At 69.7% G+C, this 20686-nt stretch carries 18 protein-coding genes; 9 read left to right on the top strand and 9 right to left on the bottom strand.

What is annotated here, in order from left to right:
- Positions 1 to 10 precede the first annotated feature (10 nt).
- Both cydB and EDF50_RS03250 read right to left on the bottom strand, forming a co-directional pair.
- A complete protein-coding gene (cydB, locus tag EDF50_RS03245; RefSeq protein ID WP_123518046.1) occupies positions 11 to 1012 on the bottom strand; it encodes a cytochrome d ubiquinol oxidase subunit II in 1002 nt (333 codons plus the stop codon).
- Positions 1013 to 1055: 43 nt separating this feature from the next.
- Complete coding sequence (locus EDF50_RS03250) at positions 1056 to 2468, bottom strand: cytochrome ubiquinol oxidase subunit I (protein WP_123518047.1); 1413 nt, start codon at positions 2466 to 2468, stop codon at positions 1056 to 1058.
- Between the two features lie 142 nt (positions 2469 to 2610).
- Here EDF50_RS03250 and EDF50_RS03255 point away from each other — a divergent pair, with 142 nt between their 5' ends.
- The gene (locus EDF50_RS03255; RefSeq protein ID WP_123518049.1) at positions 2611 to 3279 is read left to right on the top strand and encodes a DedA family protein; all 669 of its coding nucleotides are present in this window, start codon (positions 2611 to 2613) and stop codon (positions 3277 to 3279) included.
- 93 nt (positions 3280 to 3372) lie between these two features.
- On the opposite strand, the gene EDF50_RS03260 is transcribed toward EDF50_RS03255, so the two are convergent.
- From EDF50_RS03260 to EDF50_RS03280, 5 genes are all read right to left on the bottom strand, one after another.
- The gene (locus EDF50_RS03260; RefSeq protein ID WP_123518051.1) at positions 3373 to 4308 is read right to left on the bottom strand and encodes an ABC transporter substrate-binding protein; all 936 of its coding nucleotides are present in this window, start codon (positions 4306 to 4308) and stop codon (positions 3373 to 3375) included.
- Positions 4305 to 5045: an ABC transporter permease gene (locus EDF50_RS03265; protein ID WP_123518053.1), complete on the bottom strand. Its 741-nt coding sequence runs from the start codon at positions 5043 to 5045 to the stop codon at positions 4305 to 4307. Before EDF50_RS03265 ends, EDF50_RS03260 begins: the two co-directional genes overlap by 4 nt.
- Entirely contained in the window at positions 5042 to 5731 is a 690-nt protein-coding gene (locus tag EDF50_RS03270; RefSeq protein ID WP_123518054.1) for an ABC transporter permease, read from the bottom strand. Before EDF50_RS03270 ends, EDF50_RS03265 begins: the two co-directional genes overlap by 4 nt.
- Positions 5728 to 6564 carry an ABC transporter ATP-binding protein gene (locus EDF50_RS03275; protein WP_123518056.1) on the bottom strand — a complete coding sequence of 279 codons (837 nt, stop codon included), beginning with the start codon at positions 6562 to 6564 and terminating at the stop codon, positions 5728 to 5730. Before EDF50_RS03275 ends, EDF50_RS03270 begins: the two co-directional genes overlap by 4 nt.
- Positions 6565 to 6692: 128 nt before the next feature.
- Positions 6693 to 7340: a TetR/AcrR family transcriptional regulator gene (locus tag EDF50_RS03280; protein ID WP_123518424.1), complete on the bottom strand. Its 648-nt coding sequence runs from the start codon at positions 7338 to 7340 to the stop codon at positions 6693 to 6695.
- Positions 7341 to 7454: 114 nt separating this feature from the next.
- On the opposite strand from EDF50_RS03280, the gene EDF50_RS03285 reads away from it, so the two are divergent.
- The 7 genes from EDF50_RS03285 (at position 7455) to EDF50_RS03315 (ending at position 14162) form a co-directional block, all read left to right on the top strand.
- Positions 7455 to 8183, top strand: a complete 729-nt coding sequence (locus EDF50_RS03285; RefSeq protein ID WP_158612612.1) for an SOS response-associated peptidase — start codon at positions 7455 to 7457, stop codon at positions 8181 to 8183.
- 53 nt (positions 8184 to 8236) lie between these two features.
- Positions 8237 to 9277: an App1 family protein gene (locus EDF50_RS03290; RefSeq protein ID WP_123518060.1), complete on the top strand. Its 1041-nt coding sequence runs from the start codon at positions 8237 to 8239 to the stop codon at positions 9275 to 9277.
- A 94-nt stretch (positions 9278 to 9371) separates the two neighbouring features.
- Positions 9372 to 9734, top strand: coding sequence for a helix-turn-helix domain-containing protein (locus EDF50_RS03295; RefSeq protein ID WP_158612613.1), 363 nt, complete (start codon positions 9372 to 9374; stop codon positions 9732 to 9734).
- Positions 9731 to 11014, top strand: coding sequence for a type II toxin-antitoxin system HipA family toxin (locus EDF50_RS03300; RefSeq protein ID WP_123518063.1), 1284 nt, complete (start codon positions 9731 to 9733; stop codon positions 11012 to 11014). Before EDF50_RS03295 ends, EDF50_RS03300 begins: the two co-directional genes overlap by 4 nt.
- A gap of 121 nt (positions 11015 to 11135) precedes the next feature.
- Positions 11136 to 11462: a DUF6504 family protein gene (locus EDF50_RS03305; protein ID WP_123518065.1), complete on the top strand. Its 327-nt coding sequence runs from the start codon at positions 11136 to 11138 to the stop codon at positions 11460 to 11462.
- A gap of 164 nt (positions 11463 to 11626) precedes the next feature.
- On the top strand, positions 11627 to 12310 hold the full coding sequence (gene pnuC, locus EDF50_RS03310; protein ID WP_123518067.1) for a nicotinamide riboside transporter PnuC: 684 nt from the start codon (positions 11627 to 11629) through the stop codon (positions 12308 to 12310).
- Positions 12213 to 14162: a glycoside hydrolase family 15 protein gene (locus EDF50_RS03315; RefSeq protein WP_255410027.1), complete on the top strand. Its 1950-nt coding sequence runs from the start codon at positions 12213 to 12215 to the stop codon at positions 14160 to 14162. The genes pnuC and EDF50_RS03315 overlap by 98 nt, the downstream gene beginning before the upstream one ends.
- Positions 14163 to 14229: 67 nt before the next feature.
- Here EDF50_RS03315 and EDF50_RS03320 read toward each other — a convergent pair whose 3' ends face one another.
- Positions 14230 to 15594: a glucose-6-phosphate dehydrogenase gene (locus tag EDF50_RS03320; protein WP_123518070.1), complete on the bottom strand. Its 1365-nt coding sequence runs from the start codon at positions 15592 to 15594 to the stop codon at positions 14230 to 14232.
- A 200-nt stretch (positions 15595 to 15794) separates the two neighbouring features.
- Complete coding sequence (locus tag EDF50_RS03325; RefSeq protein WP_123518072.1) at positions 15795 to 17084, bottom strand: aromatic acid exporter family protein; 1290 nt, start codon at positions 17082 to 17084, stop codon at positions 15795 to 15797.
- Positions 17085 to 17215: 131 nt separating this feature from the next.
- Between EDF50_RS03325 and EDF50_RS03330 the strand changes: the two genes are divergently transcribed.
- Positions 17216 to 20665 carry a DNA polymerase III subunit alpha gene (locus EDF50_RS03330; RefSeq protein ID WP_123518074.1) on the top strand — a complete coding sequence of 1150 codons (3450 nt, stop codon included), beginning with the start codon at positions 17216 to 17218 and terminating at the stop codon, positions 20663 to 20665.
- The last annotated feature ends 21 nt before the right edge of the window (positions 20666 to 20686 follow it).

Below are 20686 nucleotides of genomic sequence, written 5' to 3' on the forward strand. Positions count from 1 at the left end.
GGACGCCGGCTCAGTGGGCGGCCGGGATCGCCGCACGGCTGATCCGTTTGCGGAAGATCCAGTAGGTGAAGCCCTGGTAGCCGAGGATGAGCGGGACGAAGACGAGGGCGACCCAGCTCATGATCGTCAGGGTGTAGGTCGAGCTCGACGCGTTGGCGATCGTCAGGCTGTTCGCCGGATCGTTGCTCGCCGGCATCACTCCGGGGAAGAGCGCGGCGAACAGGCTGGAGACCGCCAGGGCGATCGTGACGGCCATCAGGCCGAAGGACCGCCCCTCGCGGCCGCGGAGGTTGGCGACGAACGACGCGATCAGGGTGACGGCCGCCACGACCGAGAGGACGACCGACACGAGGGTCCCGTGCATCAGCGAGGTCAGGGCCAGGAAGGCCGCCGCGACGACGATCGTGACGAGTCCGGCGCGGACGGCCAGGCGGCGGGCTCGCCTCCGGATCTCGCCCTCGGTCTTGAGCGTCACGAAAACCGCGCCATGCGTGAAGAAGAGCAGGAGGGTCGTGAGGCCGCCCAGGACGGCGTACGGGTTGAGCAGGTCGAGCAGCGTGCCTGTGTAGTCGTGCCCCTCGTCCAGCGGTACACCCCGGACGACGTTGGCGAAGACCAGCCCCCAGACGAACGCCGGGACGGCCGAGCCGACGACGATCATCGCGTCGAAACGGCGCTTCCACGACGCCTCGGGGCGCTGATGCCGGTATTCGAACGAGACGCCACGCACGATCAGGGCCAGCAGGATCAGCAACATGAGGAGGTAGAACCCGCTGAACAACGTGGCGTACCACTCGGGGAAGGCCGCGAACAGGAAGGCGCCCGCGACGATGACCCAGGTCTCGTTGAGATCCCAGACGGGACCGATGGTGTTGATCAGCACGCGCCGGTCCGTGTCGTCCCGCCCGAGGAAGGGCAGCGACATGCCGACCCCGAAGTCGAAGCCGTCGAGCACGAAGTAGCCGACGAAGAAGAAGCCGAGGATGACGAACCAGAGGGTGGGGAGGTCCATGGTCATAGCCTTTCTCGCGTCGGGACGACGAGGGTCGCGGGCATCAGTAGACCGTCGCCTCGTGTCGGATCTCGCCCGACACGGGATCGGGTTCCGGGGCGTCGGCCGGCCCCTTCTGGGCCGCCTTGACGATGAGCCTGAACTCGACGACGGCGAGCGTCCCGTAGATCAGGGTGAAGGCGACGAGGGAGATGAGCACCGTCAGGCCGGTGACCCCGGGCGAGACGCCGTCCTCGGTCTTGAGCAGCCCGAAGACGAGCCAGGGCTGCCGGCCCATCTCGGTGAAGACCCACCCGACGATCATCGCCAGCAGAGGCATCGGGTAGCTGAAGACCGCGGCCCGCCACACCCACGTGTTCTGCGGCAGACGCCCTTTCCGGGTGATCCAGAGGCCGACGAGCGATACGAGGACACTGACCATCCCGAGGCCCATCATCCAGCGGAAGGACCAGTAGGTGACCCAGATGATCGGGGTGTAGTCACCCGGACCGTAGAGCTGCACGTACTGGGCCTGGAGGTCGTTGATCCCCTCGACCGTGCCGTCGAACGTGTGGGTCGACAGGAACGACAGCAGGTAGGGCACCCGGATGCTGAAGAGCTCGTGCACACCGTCGGGCGTGCCGAGCGTCAAGATCGAGAACGAGGCGTCCGCTCCGGTGCTGGTCGTGTAGAGCGCCTCCGCGGCGGCCATCTTCATGGGCTGGGTCTCGACCATGGCGAGGCCGAGCTGATCGCCCGTGACGAAGGTGAGCGCACCCGCCGCCACCATCGTCCAGAGGCCGAAGCGCAGGGCCGGCCTCATGGTCTCGAGGTGTTGGTTCCGGGACAGGTGCCAGGCGGCGACCGCGACGATGACCGCGGCGGACACCATGAAGCACGCGAAGATCGTGTGGGGAAACGCCGCCAGGGCGATCTTGTTGGTCAGGACCTCCCAGATGCTGGTGAGCTCGGCACGGCCCTTCTCCTCGTTGATGTCGTAGCCGACCGGGTTCTGCATGAAGGCGTTCGCGGCGATGATGAAGTACGCCGAGAGGATGCTGCCGACGGTCGCACCCCAGATGCTGGCCAGGTGCAGCTTCTTCGGCACCTTGTCCCAGCCGAAGATCCAGATGCCGATGAAGGTCGCCTCGAGGAAGAACGCGAGCAGGCCCTCGAGCGCGAGCGGGGCACCGAACACGTCGCCGACGAATCTCGAGTAGTCGGACCAGTTCATGCCGAACTGGAACTCCTGAACGATTCCGGTCACGACGCCCATCGCGAAGTTGATCAGGAAGATCTTGCCGAAGAACTGGGTCAGCTGCAGGTAGTGGATGCGGCCCGTGCGCACCCACGCCGTCTGGAAGACCGCGACCGTGAACGCCATGCCGATCGTGAGCGGCACGAACAAGAAGTGGTAGATCGTGGTGAGCCCGAACTGCCAGCGGGACAGCAGCAGCGGGTCGAGCAGCTCGTTCATCGGGATGCGCCTTCTCCCTCGGATGGTGGTGTGGTCGTGCGTCGCACCGTCGGGACGTCATGAGCCTAGAGCGTGAGATGGACGACACCTGTTGTTTTGGGCACTCGGGCGCCGTGCACTCGCTGTGAATAGGCTCGGGCGGGTGAACGACGTGCTGACGACGCTGCTCGACCTGGTCCAGTCCGTCGACCCCGTGCTGAGGACCGTGCTGGCCGGCGTCGCCATGGTCCTCGAGACCTCGGTACTGCTCGGGCTGATCGTGCCCGGCGACACGGTGGCCATCGTGTCGGCGACGGCGGTGGCGTCGCCGTTCGAGTTCGGGGCGCTCGTCGCGGCCCTCGTGCTCGGGGCCCTCGTGGGCGAGAGCGTGGGCTTCGCCCTCGGCCGGTTCTTCGGGCCGAAGATCAGGGCGAGCGTGCTCGGCCGACGCATCGGCGAAGCGAACTGGGTGCGGGCCGAGAACTACCTCGCCCGACGGGGCGGCATCGCCGTCTTCGTGTCGAGGTTCCTGCCGGTGCTGCATTCGTTGATCCCGCTCACCGTGGGCACGAGCCCGATGCGCTACCGGACCTTTCTCGCCTGGACGACGCCCGCGTGCATCCTCTGGGCTCTCGCCTACGTCTCGGTCGGTGCCGCCGCCGCCGGCAGCTATCGCGAGCTCGCCGACCAGCTGCACCAGGCCGGTTACGTCTTCGCCGGCATCATCGCCGTCTTCGCCCTGCTGGTCGTCGTCGTCAAGAAAGTGCTCCACCGCCGCGAGGAACGGCACATGGCGCACCCCGACGACGGCGTGGGCGACGACGCGTCCTGACCCGCGCCTCCTCGTCCTCGCCCTGCGGGCGGGGTCCCGGACGACGGAGAGCCCCGTTCCGCGGACGGAACGGGGCTCTCGGAGAGGGAGTGCCTAGCTGTCGAGCAGGCCCTTCTCGGTCAGGTAGTCCTTGGCGATGGTGGCCGAGGACTCCTTGTCGGTCTGGCTCTTCGAGTTGAGTTTCTGCAGGTCGGACGCGCTGAGGACCGCGTCGACGCTCTCGATGACGGCCTGCGCGTCCGAGTCGACCTTGTCGGACACGATCGGGACCACGTTCTGCGGCAGGATCATGTTCTCGGGGTCCTCGAGCGTGACCAGGTCGTTCTCGGCGATGAGGGGGCTGGCGGTGTAGATGTCGGCCAGTTGGACGCTGCCGTCCGTGAGGGCCTTGACCGTCAGGGGGCCACCACCGTCGTCGATCGGGGTCGAGGTGACGTCGACGCCGTAGACGCTCTTCAGACCGGGAGGGCCGTAGGGACGCTCGGCGTTCTCGGGCGGAGCACCCAGCGCCAGCGTGCCGGAGTAGTCCTTCAGGTCGGCCAGGCTCGTGATGTCGTTGTCCTCGGAGAACTTCTTCGTCACGTTGTAGCTGTCCTGGTCGGACGCCGCGGCGGCCTTCAGCGCGGTCAGACCGGAGGGCAGCGCGGCGGCCAGAGCCGTCTCGACCTCTTCGGGCGACTTCGCGGTCTCTTCTTTGTCGTAGTACTGGAGCAGGTTGCCGGTGTACTCGGGGAAGACGTCGATCTTGCCCGACTCGAGCTCGGGCAGGTACACCTCGCGCTGACCGATCTGATATTGACGGTCGACCGTGTAGCCCTTGGCCTCGAGTGCCTGGGCGTAGAGCTCGGCGATGATCTCGTTCGAGTAGTACTGCTGCGAGCCGATGACGAGCGTGTCACCGTCGCTCGACTCGGACGAGTCGCCCGAGCTCAGCGGGTCGCTCGACGAGCACCCTGCCAGGGCCACCACGGCCCCGATCGCGACTGCGCCGAGAACGGTGAGCCGGCCCTTCTTGTTCGCTGTGATCACTGTGTGCCTTTCGTGAGGGGTGTTGTCGTGACCGCCCCGGGCCGGAGTGCCTTGGAGCGGGTGTCGGAGGGGCGTCCGGCCGTGACCCCGGCGGGGACGACGAGACGCTGGGCGATCGAGAAGACGATCTCGAGGACGACCGCGAGGGCGATGACGACGATGGAGCCGGCCAGCATCTGTGTGTAGTCGTTCGACCGCAAGCCCCGGAAGATGTACGTGCCGAGGCCGCCGGCCCCGACCACGGTGGCGATGGTCGCGGTCGCCACGACCTGCAGCGTGGCCGATCGGATGCCGCCGATCAGCAGGGGCAGCCCGAGGGGCACCTCGACCTTGGTGACGATCTGCCATTCGGTCATGCCCACGGCCCGGGCCGCGTCGACCGTCTTGCGGTCGACGGCCTCGAAACCTGAATAGGCGCCGGCGAGCACGGAGGGAATCGCCAGGACGACGAAGGCGATCATCGGCGCCGTGATGCCGATGCCGACGAGCAGAGCCAGGAGGAACACCAGCCCGACGGTGGGCAGCGCGCGCGCACCACCGGTCAGGGCCACGGCGAGGGTGCGGCCACGACCCGTGTGTCCGATGAGGTAACCCGCGGGGATGGCGAGGACGGAGGCGATGACCACCGCGACGACCGTGTACCAGAGGTGTTCACCCAGCCGGGTGGGCACCCCGTCGGCCCCGGAGAGGTGCGTCGGGTCGGCCAGCCAGGCGAAGGCGTCGACGAAGAGGTTCACGGCGCCACGACCTTCTGACGAGCCCAGGCCGGCGTGCTCGCCTTGGTCGGCGCGTGACCCCTCGTCCAGGGCATCAGTGCTCGACCGAGCAGCACCAGCAGACCGTCGAGGACCAGCGCCATGACGATCGTGAGGACGATGCCCGCCACGATCTCGGCCATGATGTCGCGCTGCAGCCCGTCGTTGAAGAGCAGTCCGAGCCCGTTGATGCCGAGGATGCCCCCCACGGTGGCCAGGCTGATGGTGCTGACCAGGACGACGCGGAGGCCTGCGAGCAGGACGGGGCCGGCCAGCGGGATCTCGACGCGCCAGAACCGCTGCCACCCCGAGTAGCCGATCGCCGTGGCGGACTGACGCACGTCGGTCTCGACCGACTGGAGGCCGTCGGCGACCGACCGGACCATCAGGGCGACCCCGTACAGGGTGAGGCCGATGATGAGGTTCGTGTTGCTGCGGATGCTGTACCCGATGAGGCCGGGCAACACGACGAGCAGGGCGAACGACGGCACGGCGTAGAACAATCCGGCGACCGCGAGGACGATGCCCCGGAGGCGGGTGTACCGGTTGGCAGCCCACCCGATCGGCAACGAGATGACGAACGCCAGGATGACCGGCGGCACGCTCAGACCGAGATGCACGATCGTCTTGTCGAGGATGTAGTCGCTGTTCGACCAGATCCAGTTCACGACGTCCGCCCACCTCGGACGGACTCGGTCAGCACCCCGGCGGTGCGTCCGTCACCGTCGACCACCACCTGCCCGGTCGGGGTCTGCTCGACGTGCAACGCACGCTTGCCCCGGTTGGCGCCGATGAACTCGGCGACGAAGTCGGTCGCGGGGGCCGAGAGGATCTCGGCAGGGCTGCCCTGTTGGGCGATCTGACCGCCCTTCTCGAGGATGACGACCTGGTCGCCCAGGTAGAAGGCCTCGTCGATGTCGTGCGTGACGAAGACGACGGTCTTGTCGAGCTCTCGCTGCAGCCGGATGAGTTCTTGCTGCAGGTCGGACCGCACGAGTGGGTCGACGGCGCCGAACGGCTCGTCCATGAGCAGGATGTTCGGGTCGACGGCGAGACCGCGGGCGACGCCGACGCGCTGCTGCTGCCCGCCGGACAACTGACTCGGGTAGCGCTGGGCGAGGTCGCGGTCGAGCCCGACGGTGTCCATCAGCTCGAGGGCGCGGTCACGGGCGACCTTCTTCGACGTGCCCTTGAGCACGGGAACCGTGGCGATGTTGTCGACGACCTTGCGGTGCGGCAGCAGACCGGAGTTCTGCATGACGTAGCCGATGCCGCGGCGCAACCCCACCGGCTCGAGGTCGCCGATCGACTTGCCGTCGATCTCGATCACGCCGGACGTCGGGTCGACCATGCGGTTGATCATCCGCAGGATCGTCGTCTTGCCGCACCCGCTCGACCCGACGAAGACCGTGGTCTTCCGGGACGGGATGACGAGGCTGAAGTCGTCGACCGCGAGGGTGCCGTCGGGGTACTGCTTCGTCACGGAACGGAACTCGATCATGGGTGGCTCATTCCTCGTGGGCAGCACGAATCGACACTTGCCAGGGCGTTCACCCAACCACAGATCTCGACGATGTGTCACCGACCTCACCGAGGCCCCTGACATACGCCGTCACACGGCCCGCGAGATCAGCGCGCGGCGACGAGAGGCTCGAGATACCCCGTGAGCACCGTCCGGCACTGGCCGACGAAACGGTCGTCGCCCTCGGCATCGTCGATGAAGGCTCGCGCCAGAAGAGCGTTGGCGATCTCGACCGCCACCTGCAGGCCCAGCTCGAGCTCGTCGGTACGGGTCACCGAGCAGTCGTCGACGAAGACCGTGAGCAGCTGCTCGGCCAACGGGCTCGTGTACTGGCGCGTCTCGGGCGTACGGACGTCGGGGGCGTCCCCGAAGCGGATGGCGCGGAATCCGGGCTCGCGGCGGTACATCTCGGCCTTGGCCTCGACGAACAGGTCGACGGCGCGACGCCAGTCGCTGACGGCATCGTCGGACACGGCCTCGCCGACCCGGACGGTCAGCCGCTGGACGGAACGCAGGGCGAGGGCGTCCACGACGGCGATGCGGTCGGGGAAGTAGCGGTAGACGGTGCCGATCGACGCCCCTGCCCGCTCGGCGACCATCGCCGTCGTCAGACGCTCGTAGCCGATCTCGTCGATGATCGCCGCGGCCGCGTCGAGCAACCCGGTGAGCCGCGCGGAACTACGGGCCTGGACGGGCTCGTTCCTGAGCAGCGGTGAACCCCCGGGCAGTGCGTCATTGACGTCGGTGACGAGCAACGTTTCTCCGTTTCGTGGCGATGCCTCGACGGGGTCGGGCACGGTGCGATGACGTCGGAGGGAGACCGAGGTGTCGGTCACCGGATGTCGGCGACTGCCACCAGAATGGGTCGCATGTGCGGACGATTCGTGATGGCACGCGCCTCGAGCGACCTGGTGGCCCTGTTCGACGTCGATGTATCAGGAGACACTCTCCCAGAGCCTTCCTGGAATATCGCTCCGACTCGGCCGGTGAGTCTCCTGGTCGACGCGGCACCGCGAGGAGCCGACGCGGGCGGCCCACCGGTCCGTCGCCTCGCCGCGGCTCGCTGGGGTCTCGTGCCCGGCGGCTCGGCCGGCCCCGACGCCGGGCCCCCGCTCGTCAACGCGCGGTCCGAGTCGGTCGCCGAGAAGCCGTCGTTCCGCGACGCCGTGGTCTCGCGCCGCGGGCTCGTGCCGGCCACGGGCTGGTACGAGTGGCAGGCCCTGCCCGACGGCTCGAAGCGGCCCGTCCTGGTCCGGCTGCCCGACGACGAGGTGGTCCTGTTCGGCGCGCTCTACGAGTGGTGGCGAGATCCGTCGGCCGAGGTCGGCGCTCCGTCTCGGTGGCTGCTGTCGACCACCGTGTTGACCCGCGCCTCCTCGGGGCCGGTCTGCCAGGTGCACGACCGCATGCCGGTGCTCGTCGGCACGGACGTCATGGACGACTGGCTCGACCCCGGGACCGAGGGCGACGACGACCTGGTGCAGGGCATCGCGGGCCTCAGCGACGAGATCGCCGAGCGCCTCCTGCACCACGAGGTCGGCCCCGAGGTCGGCTCGACGTCGGTCGACCATCCCGGCCTGCTCGCCCCTGCGGGCTGACCCGCCCGCCCGACGACCCACCGTGCGACGACCCACCGTGCGAGACTGACCGGATGCCCGACACCCGCAAGGCACCGCCCGCCGCCGTCGAGCCCTTCCTGCACCGGGCGGCTCGCATCGAGAACTCGGTCCACCGCTTCCGTGAGAAGAGAGCCCGACGCCGCGGGCTGCTGCCCACGGTCGTCCCGTACAGCGGCTACGGCGGTCCAGGATGGGCCCGTGTGCTGTCGCGCGTGCTGCTCACACGGACCGGCACGCTGTCGGGCGTCGACCGCCTCAACGTCCGGGGGTGGCGCAGCTTCACGAGCGTGCCCGTCGAGAAGGCGCTGGTCGAGATCTCGCTCGGCGGTCGCGTCCAGCGCGTCCAGACCGACCGCGGCGGTGTGCTGGACGCACGCATCGCCGTCGACCTCGAACCCGGTTGGCACGTCGCGACCCTGACCACCGAAGGGTCGACGCCGGTCGAGGCACCGATCTTCGTGATCGACCCGGAGGCGCGGTTCGGCATCGTCTCGGACATCGACGACACCGTGATGGTCACCTCGTTGCCCCGGCCGCTGCTCGCCGCCTGGAACACCTTCGTGCTGAACGAGCACGCCCGGCGCCCGGTTCCCGGGATGGCCGTACTGTACGAACGCCTGAACGCGGCGAACCCCGGGTGCCCCGTCATCTACCTGTCGACGGGAGCCTGGAACGTGGCGCCGACGTTGTCCCGTTTCCTGTCACGGAACCTGTACCCGAGCGGCGCGCTGCTGTTGACCGACTGGGGCCCCACCCACGACCGGATCTTCCGCAGCGGACGACTGCACAAGCAGGAGTCCCTTCGCCGACTCGCCGAAGAGTTCCCCGACCTCAAGTGGCTCCTGGTCGGCGACGACGGGCAGCACGACGAAGAGCTGTACGGGACGTTCCTGCACGACCACCCCGAGAACGTCGCCGCCGTGGCCATCCGCCAGCTGTCGCCCAGCGAGGCCGTGCTGGCAGGCGGCCGGTCGCGATCGGAGCACGCCGGCGCCAGCGACGTGGCCTGGGTGTCGGCGCCCGACGGCGCGGGCCTGTGGGAGCAGCTCCGTGACAACGGCGTGATGGACTGACCATCGGCTCGTGTGATCAGCCTGCAATAGTGGGATAATCACGTTTTCTGGGTCATATTGCTGCTATCGTGGTTTATTCCGTGATTGGAGCATCGTGTTCAGTGATGATCAGAATCCGTACGGTGGGACTCCGCCCCTCGTCTCGACCGACGACCGCGAACGCCAGGTCGGCGATCAGGTCCGTCGTCTGAGGCTCGACCAGGGGCTCGACCAGCTCGAGGTCGCTCGACGGGCCGACCTGTCACCGAGCACGGTGCAGGCTCTCGAGACCGGGCGAGGCAGCACCTTGCGCACGCTCATCCGCGTCCTGCGAGCCCTCGGAGCCGACGGCGCGCTCGGCAACATCGCCCCGGCGAGCGCCGTCAGTCCGCTCGACGTGCTGAGGTCGTCGGGGGACGAGCCGCGTCGTCGGGTGTACCGGCCCCGGGGCGGGCGCTCGTCGGGAGGGGGCTCGTGAGCTGGGTCCCGGTTCGTGCGGTCGAGGTGACGGCGTGGGGTCTGCGGGTGGGGGCCGTGGCGCTCGACCCGGGCCTCGGGGCGTACGTCTTCGAGTATTACCCGGACTGGGTGGCTCGGGGCATCGAGCTGGCGCCTCTGACGATGCCGATCCGCATCCGGCGGCACGTCTTCCCCCAGCTGCCCGAAGCCACGTTCCACCGGTTGCCCGCCGTGTTGGCGGACGCGATGCCGGACGACTTCGGCAACGCGGTGATCGACGCCTGGTTGGTGCGCCAGGGGGTCTCGCGGGGGCAGGTGAGCCCGTTGGACCGGTTGGCGTACATGGCAGACCGGGCCATGGGGGCGCTGGAGTTCCGGCCGTCGCGGGGGCCGCGTCAGCGGACGACGAGCGCGCTCGAGCTGAGCGCGCTCGTCGAAGGGGCACGCAGCGTGCTGGACGTCAGCTTCAGCGACGACCACGAGACCGAGTCGGCCATCCGGTCGTTGATCCAGGTGGGGACGTCGGCGGGTGGGGCGCGGGCGAAGGCGGTGGTGGCGTGGAACCGCGTGACGGGCGAGATCCGGTCGGGTCAGCTGGCGGCGCCGGACGGGTTCGAGCACTGGCTGATCAAGCTGGACGGGTTGGGCCCGGACTCGGAGTTGGGCTCGGGAGGCCTCGCCGGCCGGGTCGAGTACGCGTACTCGCTGATGGCGGGTGCGGCGGGCATCGACATGGCCGAGTGCCGGTTGCTCGACGAGAACGGGCGGTCGCACTTCATGACGCGTCGGTTCGACCGTCGGGCCGAGGGGAAGGCGCACGTCCTGACGCTGTGCGGGGCGGCGCACCTCGACTTCCGGCAACGACAGGCGCACGACTACGGGCAGCTGTTCGACGCGATCCGTCGTCTGGGGGCGGGCGACGAGGCGATGGCGCAGGCGTTCCGTCGGATGGTCTTCAACGTGCTGGCGGCGAACAACGACGACCACACGAAGAACTCGTCGTTCCTGTTGGCGGGGCCCGGGGCGTCGTGGGGGTTGTCCCCCGCGTACGACGTGACGTTCGCGCACAACCCGACCGGGCGGTGGACGTACCAGCACCTCATGGGGGTGGACGGGGTGTTCCGAGACGTCTCACGGGCCGACGTGATGCGCCTGGCCGATCGCTTCCTGGTGCGGGACGCGTCGGGCATCGTCGACGAGGTGCGCGACGCCGTGCGGCGGTGGCGGTCGTTCGCGGACGAGGCCGGCCTGCCCCGAGAGGCGGTCACCCACGTCGAGGAGGCGCTGCCCGGCTGGTGAGGTCACGAGCGACCCCGAGGCGCTGGGTCCGGGCCAGGGCCCGGGGCGAACCCGGGGTGGCCGATGTCGGTGGAGGTTCGTAGACTCCGTTCGAACACATATTCGAACGAGAGGTCGGCAGATGAGGGTGGACGAGAAGGTCCCGGTCGAGACGACGCCCGACGGGGCCCCCCTGCGCTTCGAGTGGCGGGGGGTCGTGTACGGCGTCGTCAGCTCGCCCGAGCTCTGGGTCACACGCACCGATTGGTGGCGATCGGCGACCAGGGCGCCACGAGGGGCGAGCGCGCACCTGCTCGAGATGACCGTCTGGCGGGTCGACGCGGTGCCGCTCACCGACGGTGCCCATCGGGTCGACGGCACCTTCGACCTGGCGCTCGACGGCAGGGGCGACTCCTGGTTGCTGCTCGGGGTGTTCGACGACCGGGTCGAGCAGCAGCTGTTCGCCTGACCCGGGGCCGCCACCCCTGGGCCGCCGGCCCGGGCCGTCAGCCCGACGACGGCGGCCTTCGGGAATGACCCTCGTGTCACACTCGTTGCAGCACCAGGCGCTCTGCGCCCCGGGGACGCCGTGGTCCCGCACCACCCGCCACCCTGACCGAAGAGAGCCTCCCGATGAATCCGTTGCTGTGGTTGTTCGACGCCCAGTTGCACATCGGCGACCAGACGATCCTCTGGCGAGAGGTGGTCGGCAACGTCTTCGGCCTGCTCAGCGCCCTCGGCGGCATGCGGCGCAAGGTCTGGGCCTGGCCGATCGGCATCGTGGGCAACGCGCTGCTGTTCACCGTCTTCCTCGGCGCGGTGTTCGACACCCCGAACCCGGTGAACCTGCTCGGCCAGGCCGCCCGCCAGGTCATGTTCATCGTCGTGTCGATCTACGGCTGGTACCGCTGGAAGCACGCCGGCGACACCGGTGGCGTGGCCGTCGAGCCCCGCTGGGCGGGGTGGAAGAACCGGGTGCTGATCGTCGTCGTGCTGGTCGGCGGCACCGCCCTGCTGACTCCCTTGTTCCGCCTCCTGGGGTCGTACGAACCCGTGTGGGCCGACGCGTGGATCTTCACGGGGTCACTCCTCGCCACCTACGGCATGGCCAAGGGCTGGGTCGAGTTCTGGTTGATCTGGGTCGCGGTCGACCTCGTCGGCACTCCCCTGCTGTTCAGCGCCGGCTACTACGCGTCGGCGTTCATGTACGTCTTCTACGGTGCCTTCACGCTCGCAGGGTTCGTCGTCTGGGCTCGCACCCGACGACAGAAGCCCAAGGTCGAGACGCTCTGGCCCGACCCGACGCTGCAACGCTGACCCCGAGCCCCGGGCGCGCTGGTTTGATGAGCGCATGCCCCTGCCCATCGAGAACTACGCACTGATCGGCGACCTGCACACCGGATGCCTCGTGGGCTCCGACGGCAGCATCGACTGGCTCTGCCTCCCCCGTTTCGACTCCGCCTCGACCTTCGGCGCCCTGTTGGGCGACCACGACGCCGGTCGCTGGCTCGTGGCCCCCGCCGACGCCGCCGCCACCTCGACCCGCCGCTACGTCGACGACACCTTCGTGCTCGTCACCCGCTGGACGACACCCACCGGCGTGGTCGAGGTCACCGACCTCATGCCCTACGGCGACCGACGGGCCGACGTCGTCCGCCGGGTGACCGGGGTCTCGGGCACCGTCTCGATGCACGTCGACCTCGCGATCCGCTTCGGCTACGGCACGGCCGTCCCGTGGGTGCGGCAGATCCCCGAGGGCGACCGAACCGCGCTCGTCGCCACGGCCGGGCCCGACGCCGTCGTCGTCCGCGGACCCCGACTGACGGCCACCGACCACACGCACGAGGCGACGTTCGACGTCTCCGCAGACGAGACGGTCGACCTGAGCCTCACCTGGTACCCGTCGCACCGCGAGCCGCCGACGCCCGTCGACGTGTCGGCCCGGATCGACGAGACCGTCGCCTGGTGGCAGGAGTGGGCGTCGCGGTGCTCGGCACCCGAGGCCTACACCCACGAGGTGCACCGGTCGCTGCTGATCCTGCGGGCCCTGACCAACGAGGACACCGGAGGCATCGTCGCCGCGGCGACCACGAGCCTGCCCGAGCAGTTCGGTGGCTCGCGCAACTGGGACTACCGCTACGTGTGGCTGCGAGACGCGTCGATGACGTTGCAGGCGCTCATCCTGCACGGCTACGCAGAGGAGGCCGACCGGTGGCGCGGCTGGCTGCTGCGCGCCATCGCCGGAGACCCCGCCGACGTGCAGATCATGTACGGCCTGGCCGGCGAACGGTACCTGCACGAGAGCGAGCTCGGGCAGCTGCCAGGCTATGACGGCGCCTCACCGGTGCGCATCGGGAACGCCGCGTACAAGCAGTACCAGGGCGACATCTTCGGCGAGGTCATGGTCGCCCTGCACGAGGCCCGTCTGCTCGGCGTGGAGGAGAGCGAGTACTCGTGGCCTCTGCAACGCGCCCTCATGCAGTACGTCGAGGACAACTGGACCCGCCCCGACAACGGCATCTGGGAGATCCGCGGCGAACTGCAGCACTTCACCCACTCCCGGGTGATGATCTGGGCCGCCCTGGACCGCGCGATCCAGGGGGTCGAGCAGTTCGGTCTCGACGGCCCGGTCGACCGGTGGCGCGGCCTGCGCGACGAGGTGCGCACCGAGATCGAGAGCAACGGCTGGAACGCCGACCGCGCCTCCTTCACCCAGCACTACGGCACGACCGAGGTCGACGCGTCCCTGTTGCAGCTCTCCCAGGTCGGCTTCGTCGCCGCGGACGACCCCCGGATGCTCGGCACCGTCGCCGCGATCGAGCACGACCTGTTGCAGGACGGCCTGCTGATGCGGTACCGGACCGAGAGCGGCGTCGACGGACTCGACGGGGCCGAGAATCCGTTCCTGACCTGCTCGTTCTGGCTCGCCGAGCAGTACGCGGCCTCGGGTCGCGTCGACGACGCCGTCACCCTGATGGACCGTCTGGTCGGCTACTGCAACGACGTCGGCATGCTCTCGGAGGAGATCGAGGTCGCGACCGGCCGCCACGTCGGGAACACCCCGCAGGCGCTCTCGCACCTGGCGTTGGTGCGCGCGGCGGACGCGATCTCACGCGCCACGTCGGCCAAGTCCACGGAGTCCACGGAGTCCACGACGACGAACGCCTGAGCGACCGGGACGGCGACGGCCGCCCTGCTCTGACGAGCGGGGCGGCCGTTGCGGACGACGCGAGGAATCAGGCGGGCCAGTCCTTCGGGCCGGTCGACCCGGCGGCGTAGGTGTCGAGAGGCACCTCGTCGGCCTTCCAGGCCTCGATGACGGGAGCGACGATCGCCCAGCACCGCTCGGCCACGTCGCCGCGGATCGACAGCGTCGGGTCGTCGTGGAAGATGCCGCTGAGCACCTCGCCGTAGGGCGTGAGCTCCGGCTTGCCCAGGGTGACCGACATCGTCGACTTCTCGAGGTCGAAGGGGTTGCCCGAACCGTTGGTCGTGACGCCGAGCTCCATCGTCTCGGGGCTGATCTCGATGCGCAGCGTGTCGGGCGTCGACGATCCGTTGAGGCCCTCGGGCAGCGCCGGGACCGGCTTGAAGGTGATCAGGACCTCTTTGCGGATCTTGGTCATGCCCTTGCCCGAGCGCAGGATGAACGGGACGCCGGCCCAGCGACGGGTCTTCACCTCGAACTCGACCTCGGCCAGGGTCTCGGTCTGACGGTCGTCGTCGACACCGTCCTCGTCGGCGTACGCGGGGACGTCCTTGCCGTCGATGGTGCCGGCCGCGTACTGCGCACGACGGCTCGAGGCGACCGGGTCGGCGTCCTTGACCCAGGTGGCCCGCAGGACGCGCGCGATCTCGCTGCGCAGCTCGACCGAGTCGATGCTCGACGGGGCGTCCATCGCGATGACGGCGAGCACCTGCAGCAGGTGGCTCTGGATCATGTCGATCAGCGCGCCGGCCTTGTCGTAGTACTGGGCGCGACCTTCGAGGCCGAGGACCTCGTCGTAGAAGATCTCGACCTTCTCGATGTTCTCGCTGTTCCAGACCGGCTCGAACAGGCGGTTGGCGAATCGGAGGCCGATCATGTTGAGGACCGTGGCACGACCGAGGAAGTGGTCGGTGCGGTGGATGCGCTCTTCGGGGACGATCTTGAGCAGCTCGGCGTTGAGCTCGCGGGCGCTCTGCTCGTCGGAGCCGAACGGCTTCTCGAGGGCGAGACGCAGGCCGTCGGGCAGGTCGATCTCGGCGAGCGCCTGGATCACCTTCGTGCTGATCGCGGGCGGCAGGGCGAAGTACATCACCGGGGTGCCCTCGCTGGCCTCGAACAGGGCCTTGAGGTGCTCGACCGTGGTCGGATCGCCCTGGATGTAGCGGCTGGACGCCAGGGTCTTCTTGGCGAGGTCGCTGCCGGCGTCGCCGTTGAAGGCGGTCTTCACGACGTCGTCCCACTCGTCGGGGCTGCGCTCGCTGCGGCCGGTGCCGATGAGCTGGACGTCGACGCCGCGGTCGCTCTTCAGCAGGCTCGCGAGGCCGGGGAGCAGCAGACGCTCGGTGAGGTCTCCGCTGGCTCCGAGGATGATGAGGGTGGTGGTGTCTGTCACGGTGCAGCTTTCATGGGAGGGCGGCGATCGGGTCGTCGCTGGTCGATCAGGCGGCGGGGGTTCTCGGGGCCACGGGTGTCAACGCACAGGGGGGACGGGCATTCCCGTCGACCGCCCCGGCCGCGGAGGGCACGGGTCGCGTCTCGGCGCCGGTGCCCGGTCAACCGTACTGCTCCCGGGCGATCAGCGCCGTATCGAGGTCATCGAGGAGAGTCGGCGTCGCCGTCCTGCACGGTGTCGTGCGGGGCGGTGTCGCGGGGCGCGGTGTCGTCGTCGACCGGCCCCGTGCTGTCGGTGCCGCCCACGCGGCCGCCGGAGCCGTCGTCGGCCGTGCGCGCCTCCTCGGCGGGGTCGTCCTCGGGGCTGGGCGCCGTGGTGTCGTCGGGATCGAGCGCGGCGATGACACGGCCCAGCGAGACGGCGATCGAGACGCCGCCGCTGGTGTCGGTGGTCGGGCGGTCGCGGTGACCGTCGACGGCGTCCCAGAGGTCGGCGACCCGGCGCCGGGCGTCGGTGAACGCGTCGACGTCCTCGGCCCCGTGGCGGCGGATCACGGTGGCGACGCCGTGCACGGCGCGGGCGACGTCGGGAGCCAGGTCGTCGGGCATGCCGATCTGTCGGCCGATCCGGCGACCGAGGATGCCCGAGACCTCGGCGACGTCCTGGAGGTGGAACGAGACCCGCTCGTAGATGGCGAGGTCGGCGTACTCCTGCCCCAGGTCGCGGCGACCGAGCATCCGCCGCGGGTTCAGGTGCCGGGACTCGTCGGCGTACTGCACGGCCTCGCGCACACGGCGGAGGGTGCTCGGCAGGACGCCCACGCGACGCTCCCACTCGTCGTCCTCGAGGGGCCAGGGCGTCTCGAAGACGCCGGCGATCTCGTCGGCCCGGTCGGCGAGGGAGTCCTTCACCCGGGTGAGTCGTCGCTCGGCGCGCGAGGCGTAGAGCGGCGGCACGAGCACCAGGTTGACCACGACGCCGACGACGACGCCGACGCCGATCTGCACGATGTAGCCCAGCGAATAGTCCTCGGCGTTCGCCCCGCCGAGCAGCAGGACGAACAGCCCGGCCGTCAGGACCCAGTCGCGGCCGGCACCCAGCCACCGGATGCCCGCCACGAGCACACCCACCCCGACGACGAGCGCGACGGCGAGGACGCCGGGCTGTCCGTCCTGCAGGGCGAAGACCGCCGTGGCGAGACCGATGCCGACGATCACGCCGAGCAGCACCTGGAACCCCTGACGGAGCGAGCTCTTGATGGTCGGGTACATCGCGATCACGGCGCCCAGCGGCGCGTAGTACGGGTAGTCGGCCGCGACACCGGGCACCTGCGGGGCGATCCAGTAGGCGAGGGCCGCGGCGAGCGCCGTCTTCACGGCGAGCAGGAGGCGCGGCTGGGCCAGCAGGACGCGGGTCCAGTGGGTCGCGGTGCGGGCATCGCGACGCAGGGCTGTCCGTCGATCGGGCGGGGTGGGGCGTCGATCGGGCATGCCTCGATGATGACAGGCCGCGGGACGCCAGACGGACCTCGGGCGCGACGAGGTATTCGTGGCGACGTACACTGGTCGAACATCTGTTCGAACGACCCGGCCGGGGGTTCAGCAGCCCGAGGTACCGACCCATGAGCTTCACCCACTTGCGCGTCGCGTCGGCGTTCAGCGCCCACCACGGCACGGCGCACCCGAAGGCGCTCGTCGACGCCGCCGTCACGGCGGGGGCCGACGCGGCGGCGATCACCGACCGTGACGGGCTGTACGGGGCGATCCGACACGTCGGGGCCTGCCGGACGGCGGGCATCGACCCGATCGTCGGGGTCGAGCTGGGCTGCCGGGACGACCGCGACGAGGTCGTGGGCGGCGGGGGTGCCGGTGTCGGTGGCGGTGGGGTCGACCGCATCGTCGTGCTGGCACACGGGGCGCGGGGCGGCGGCCCGGCGAAGGCGGGGTGGGCGGCACTGTGCCGCCTGATCAGCGCGTCTCACGGTCGGGCCACACGCCGGGCCAGCGGCAGCGCCAACAGTGTGGCGACGATCGCCCGGTCGAGGGTGCGCGGTTTCGTCCAGGGCGAGACCGAGCCGGCGGCGACCGTGCTGTTGGGGCCCGACTCCGACGTCGGACGGCTGGTGCAGGCCGGACGACACGGCGAGGCCGCGGCATCCCTCGCCGACTGGGCGGCGACGCTGCCCGGCGGCGTGGTGGTCGAGGTGGTCTGCCACCTGACCGAGCCGGGCGAGAGCCGCAGCATCCGACACGCGGCGCGCATGCTCGAGCTCGCCGACCACGTCGGGGTGCCGGCGGTGCTGACGAACGCGGTGCGCTACCTCGACCCCGACGAGGCCGTGACGGCCGACGTGCTCGACTCGGCCGGGCACCTCGCCGCTCTCGGCTCGTTCCGGCCCCAGCCGAACGCCCAGGCGTACCTCAAGAGCCCCGTCGACATGCGCCGACTGGCCCGTCTGGTGAGCGACGCGTCGTCGTTGCCCCGCAGCGCCGGCGACGAGATGCTCGCCGCGACCGAACGCCTGGCCGACCGCTGCCGGATCGACCCCGTCGCCGACCTCGGGTGGGGCCGCCCGAAGGTGCCGGAGCTCAGCGCGATCGGCGTCGACGGCGATCCCGACCAAGCGCTGTTCCAGCGGGCCGAAGCCGGCGTCACCGAACGCTTCGGCGACGCCGACCGGTCCCTGCGCCAGAAAGTCGAAGAACGCATGCGGTACGAGCTCGGCATCATCACCGGCTTCGGCTTCGCGGGGTACTTCCTCACCGTGGCCGACGTCTCGGCGTTGATGCGCGACCTGAGGGTGCGCAACGCGGCGCGGGGTTCGGGTGCCGGCAGCCTCGTCACCTACCTGCTGCGCATCTCGAACGTCGACCCGATCGAGCACGACCTGCTGTTCGAGCGCTTCCTCGGCAACAAGCGCGAGACCCTGCCCGACATCGACATCGACGTCGAGGCGGCCCGACGGCACGAGGTCTACCGGGCGATCTTCGACCGGTACGGCAGCAACCGGGTCACGCTCATGTCGATGCAGTCCACCTACCGCGGGCGGGGTGCGGTGCGCGACGCCGGCCTCGCGCTGGGGCTCGACGACGAGCAGATCGACCTCGTGGCCAAGAACGTCTGGCGGTCGAACGCCCGGGACCTCCGCACCGCGATGGTCGAGAAACCCGAGCTGCGCGAGATCGCCGAACTGGCCCGCAGCAACGACCAGATCGATCTGCTCGTCGACCTCAGCGAACGACTCGACCGGCTGCCCCGGCACATCTCGATGCACCCGTGCGGGGTGATCCTCGGTGACTCCGACCTGCTCAGCACGACCCCCGTCCAGCCCAGCGGCATCGGCCTGCCGATGAGCCAGTTCGACAAGTACGACATGAACGACGCCGGTCTGCTCAAGCTCGACGTCCTCGGCGTCCGCATGCAGAGCTCCCTCGCCTATGCCCTCGACGAGATCGAACGCGTGAACGGCCCGCGGGCCGCCCTGGCCGGCGCCCTGCCGGTCGACGTGCCCTACGTGAACCGCCAGGGTCGCATCGAGCTCGACGAGATCCCCCACGACGACGAACCAACCTTCGAAGCGATCAGGACCACCCACACGCTGGGCATGTTCCAGATCGAGAGTCCCGGGCAACGCGAGCTGATCGGCAAGATGCAGCCCGACCGCTACGAAGACCTGATCGCCGACATCTCGCTGTTCCGCCCCGGTCCGATGAAGGGCAACATGATCGCGCCGTTCCTCGACACCAAGCACGGGTTCCAGCAGCCCGACTACCTGCACCCGAGCTTCGCGTCGTTCCTGGACGACAGCTACGGGGTGGTCATCTACCACGAGCACGTGCTGCGCATCCTCGAAGCGACCATGCAGGTGTCGCTCGCCGAGGCCGACGAGATCCGGCGGCACATGGGCAAGGGCGACGACGACGCGCTCGAGGCGACCTTCCGCGAGCGCACCCGCGGCAACCTCGACCCCGAGACGGGCCGCCGGCGGTTCGACGACGCCGCCGTCGACCGCATCTGGGCGGCGCTCAAGGGGTTCGGGTCGTTCGGCTTCTGCAAGGCGCACGGGGCGGCGTTCGCCTTGCCCACCTACCAGAGCGCCTGGCTCAAGACCCACTACCCGGCCGAGTTCCTGGCCGGCATCCTCACCCACGACCCCGGCATGTACCCGAAGCGCCTGCTGTTGACCGAGGCCCGACGCATGGGCGTGCCCGTGCTGCCGCTCGACGTCAACGCCTCGACCGACGTCTACCGGGTCGAGCGCCTCCGACCTCCGGCGACCCCGATCGCGCCGACCCGGGTGGGCGACCTCGGGCTGAGGCTGTCGCTCGCCGACGTGCACGGCATCAGCGACGCCGAGCTGGCCCGGGTCGTCGTGAACCGCCCCTACGACTCGATCACCGACTTCTGGCAGCGGGCGACGCCCTCCCGGTCGTTGTTCGAACGCCTGGCGCAGGTCGGGGCGCTCGACTCGGTCGCCGGGCCCGGCCGCACCCGCGGTGACGTCCTGGCCCGGGTGCGGGCGCTCACCGGCCGGTCCTCGCGCCCTCGGGCCACCGACGTCGAGAACCAGCTCGACTTCTCGATCGACGACTCCGACTCGGTGCCGACCGGCACGCCCGACGTCGGTGTCCGACAGAGGGTCAGCGACGAGCTCGACATCTTGTCGATGGAGGTCAGCGAGCACGTGATCGAGAGCTACCGTCCCATGCTCGACGATCTGGGCGTGGTCCGCGCCGCCGACCTGCGCGACCACTGGAACGGCACGACCGTGCTCGTGGCGGGCATCCGCATCGCGACCCAGACCCCGCCGATGCGCAGCGGGAGACGCGTCGTCTTCATCAGTCTCGACGACGGCAGCGGCTGCTCCGACTCCACCTTCTTCGACGAGGCCCAGGCCCGCGCCGGCTCCCTCCTCTTCGGCACGCAGCTGATGCTGATCCAGGGGCGCACGCGTCGCACCGGCGAGCGCGGCATCTCGCTCGAGGCTGAGAACGCGTGGGACCTCAAGGCGATGTGGCGCGACTGGAACGCGACCCGCGCCTCCTCGTCCCTGGCCGTCGACAATTCCTGACCCGTGCCGCCACCCCGCCCG

Source organism: Frigoribacterium sp. PhB24 (genome assembly GCF_003755185.1).
Taxonomy (GTDB): Bacteria; Actinomycetota; Actinomycetes; order Actinomycetales; family Microbacteriaceae; genus Frigoribacterium.

Excerpts from the sequence above, each read along its gene's own strand:
- pnuC (WP_123518067.1), top strand. The coding sequence starts at position 11,627 with ATGAATCCGTTGCTGTGGTTGTTCGACGCCCAGTTGCACATCGGCGAC.
- cydB (WP_123518046.1), bottom strand. The coding sequence starts at position 1,012 with ATGGACCTCCCCACCCTCTGGTTCGTCATCCTCGGCTTCTTCTTCGTC.
- EDF50_RS03290 (WP_123518060.1), top strand. The coding sequence starts at position 8,237 with ATGCCCGACACCCGCAAGGCACCGCCCGCCGCCGTCGAGCCCTTCCTG.
- EDF50_RS03330 (WP_123518074.1), top strand. The coding sequence starts at position 17,216 with ATGAGCTTCACCCACTTGCGCGTCGCGTCGGCGTTCAGCGCCCACCAC.
- EDF50_RS03325 (WP_123518072.1), bottom strand. The coding sequence starts at position 17,084 with ATGCCCGATCGACGCCCCACCCCGCCCGATCGACGGACAGCCCTGCGT.
- EDF50_RS03250 (WP_123518047.1), bottom strand. The coding sequence starts at position 2,468 with ATGAACGAGCTGCTCGACCCGCTGCTGCTGTCCCGCTGGCAGTTCGGG.
- EDF50_RS03305 (WP_123518065.1), top strand. The coding sequence starts at position 11,136 with ATGAGGGTGGACGAGAAGGTCCCGGTCGAGACGACGCCCGACGGGGCC.
- EDF50_RS03275 (WP_123518056.1), bottom strand. The coding sequence starts at position 6,564 with ATGATCGAGTTCCGTTCCGTGACGAAGCAGTACCCCGACGGCACCCTC.
- EDF50_RS03285 (WP_158612612.1), top strand. The coding sequence starts at position 7,455 with ATGTGCGGACGATTCGTGATGGCACGCGCCTCGAGCGACCTGGTGGCC.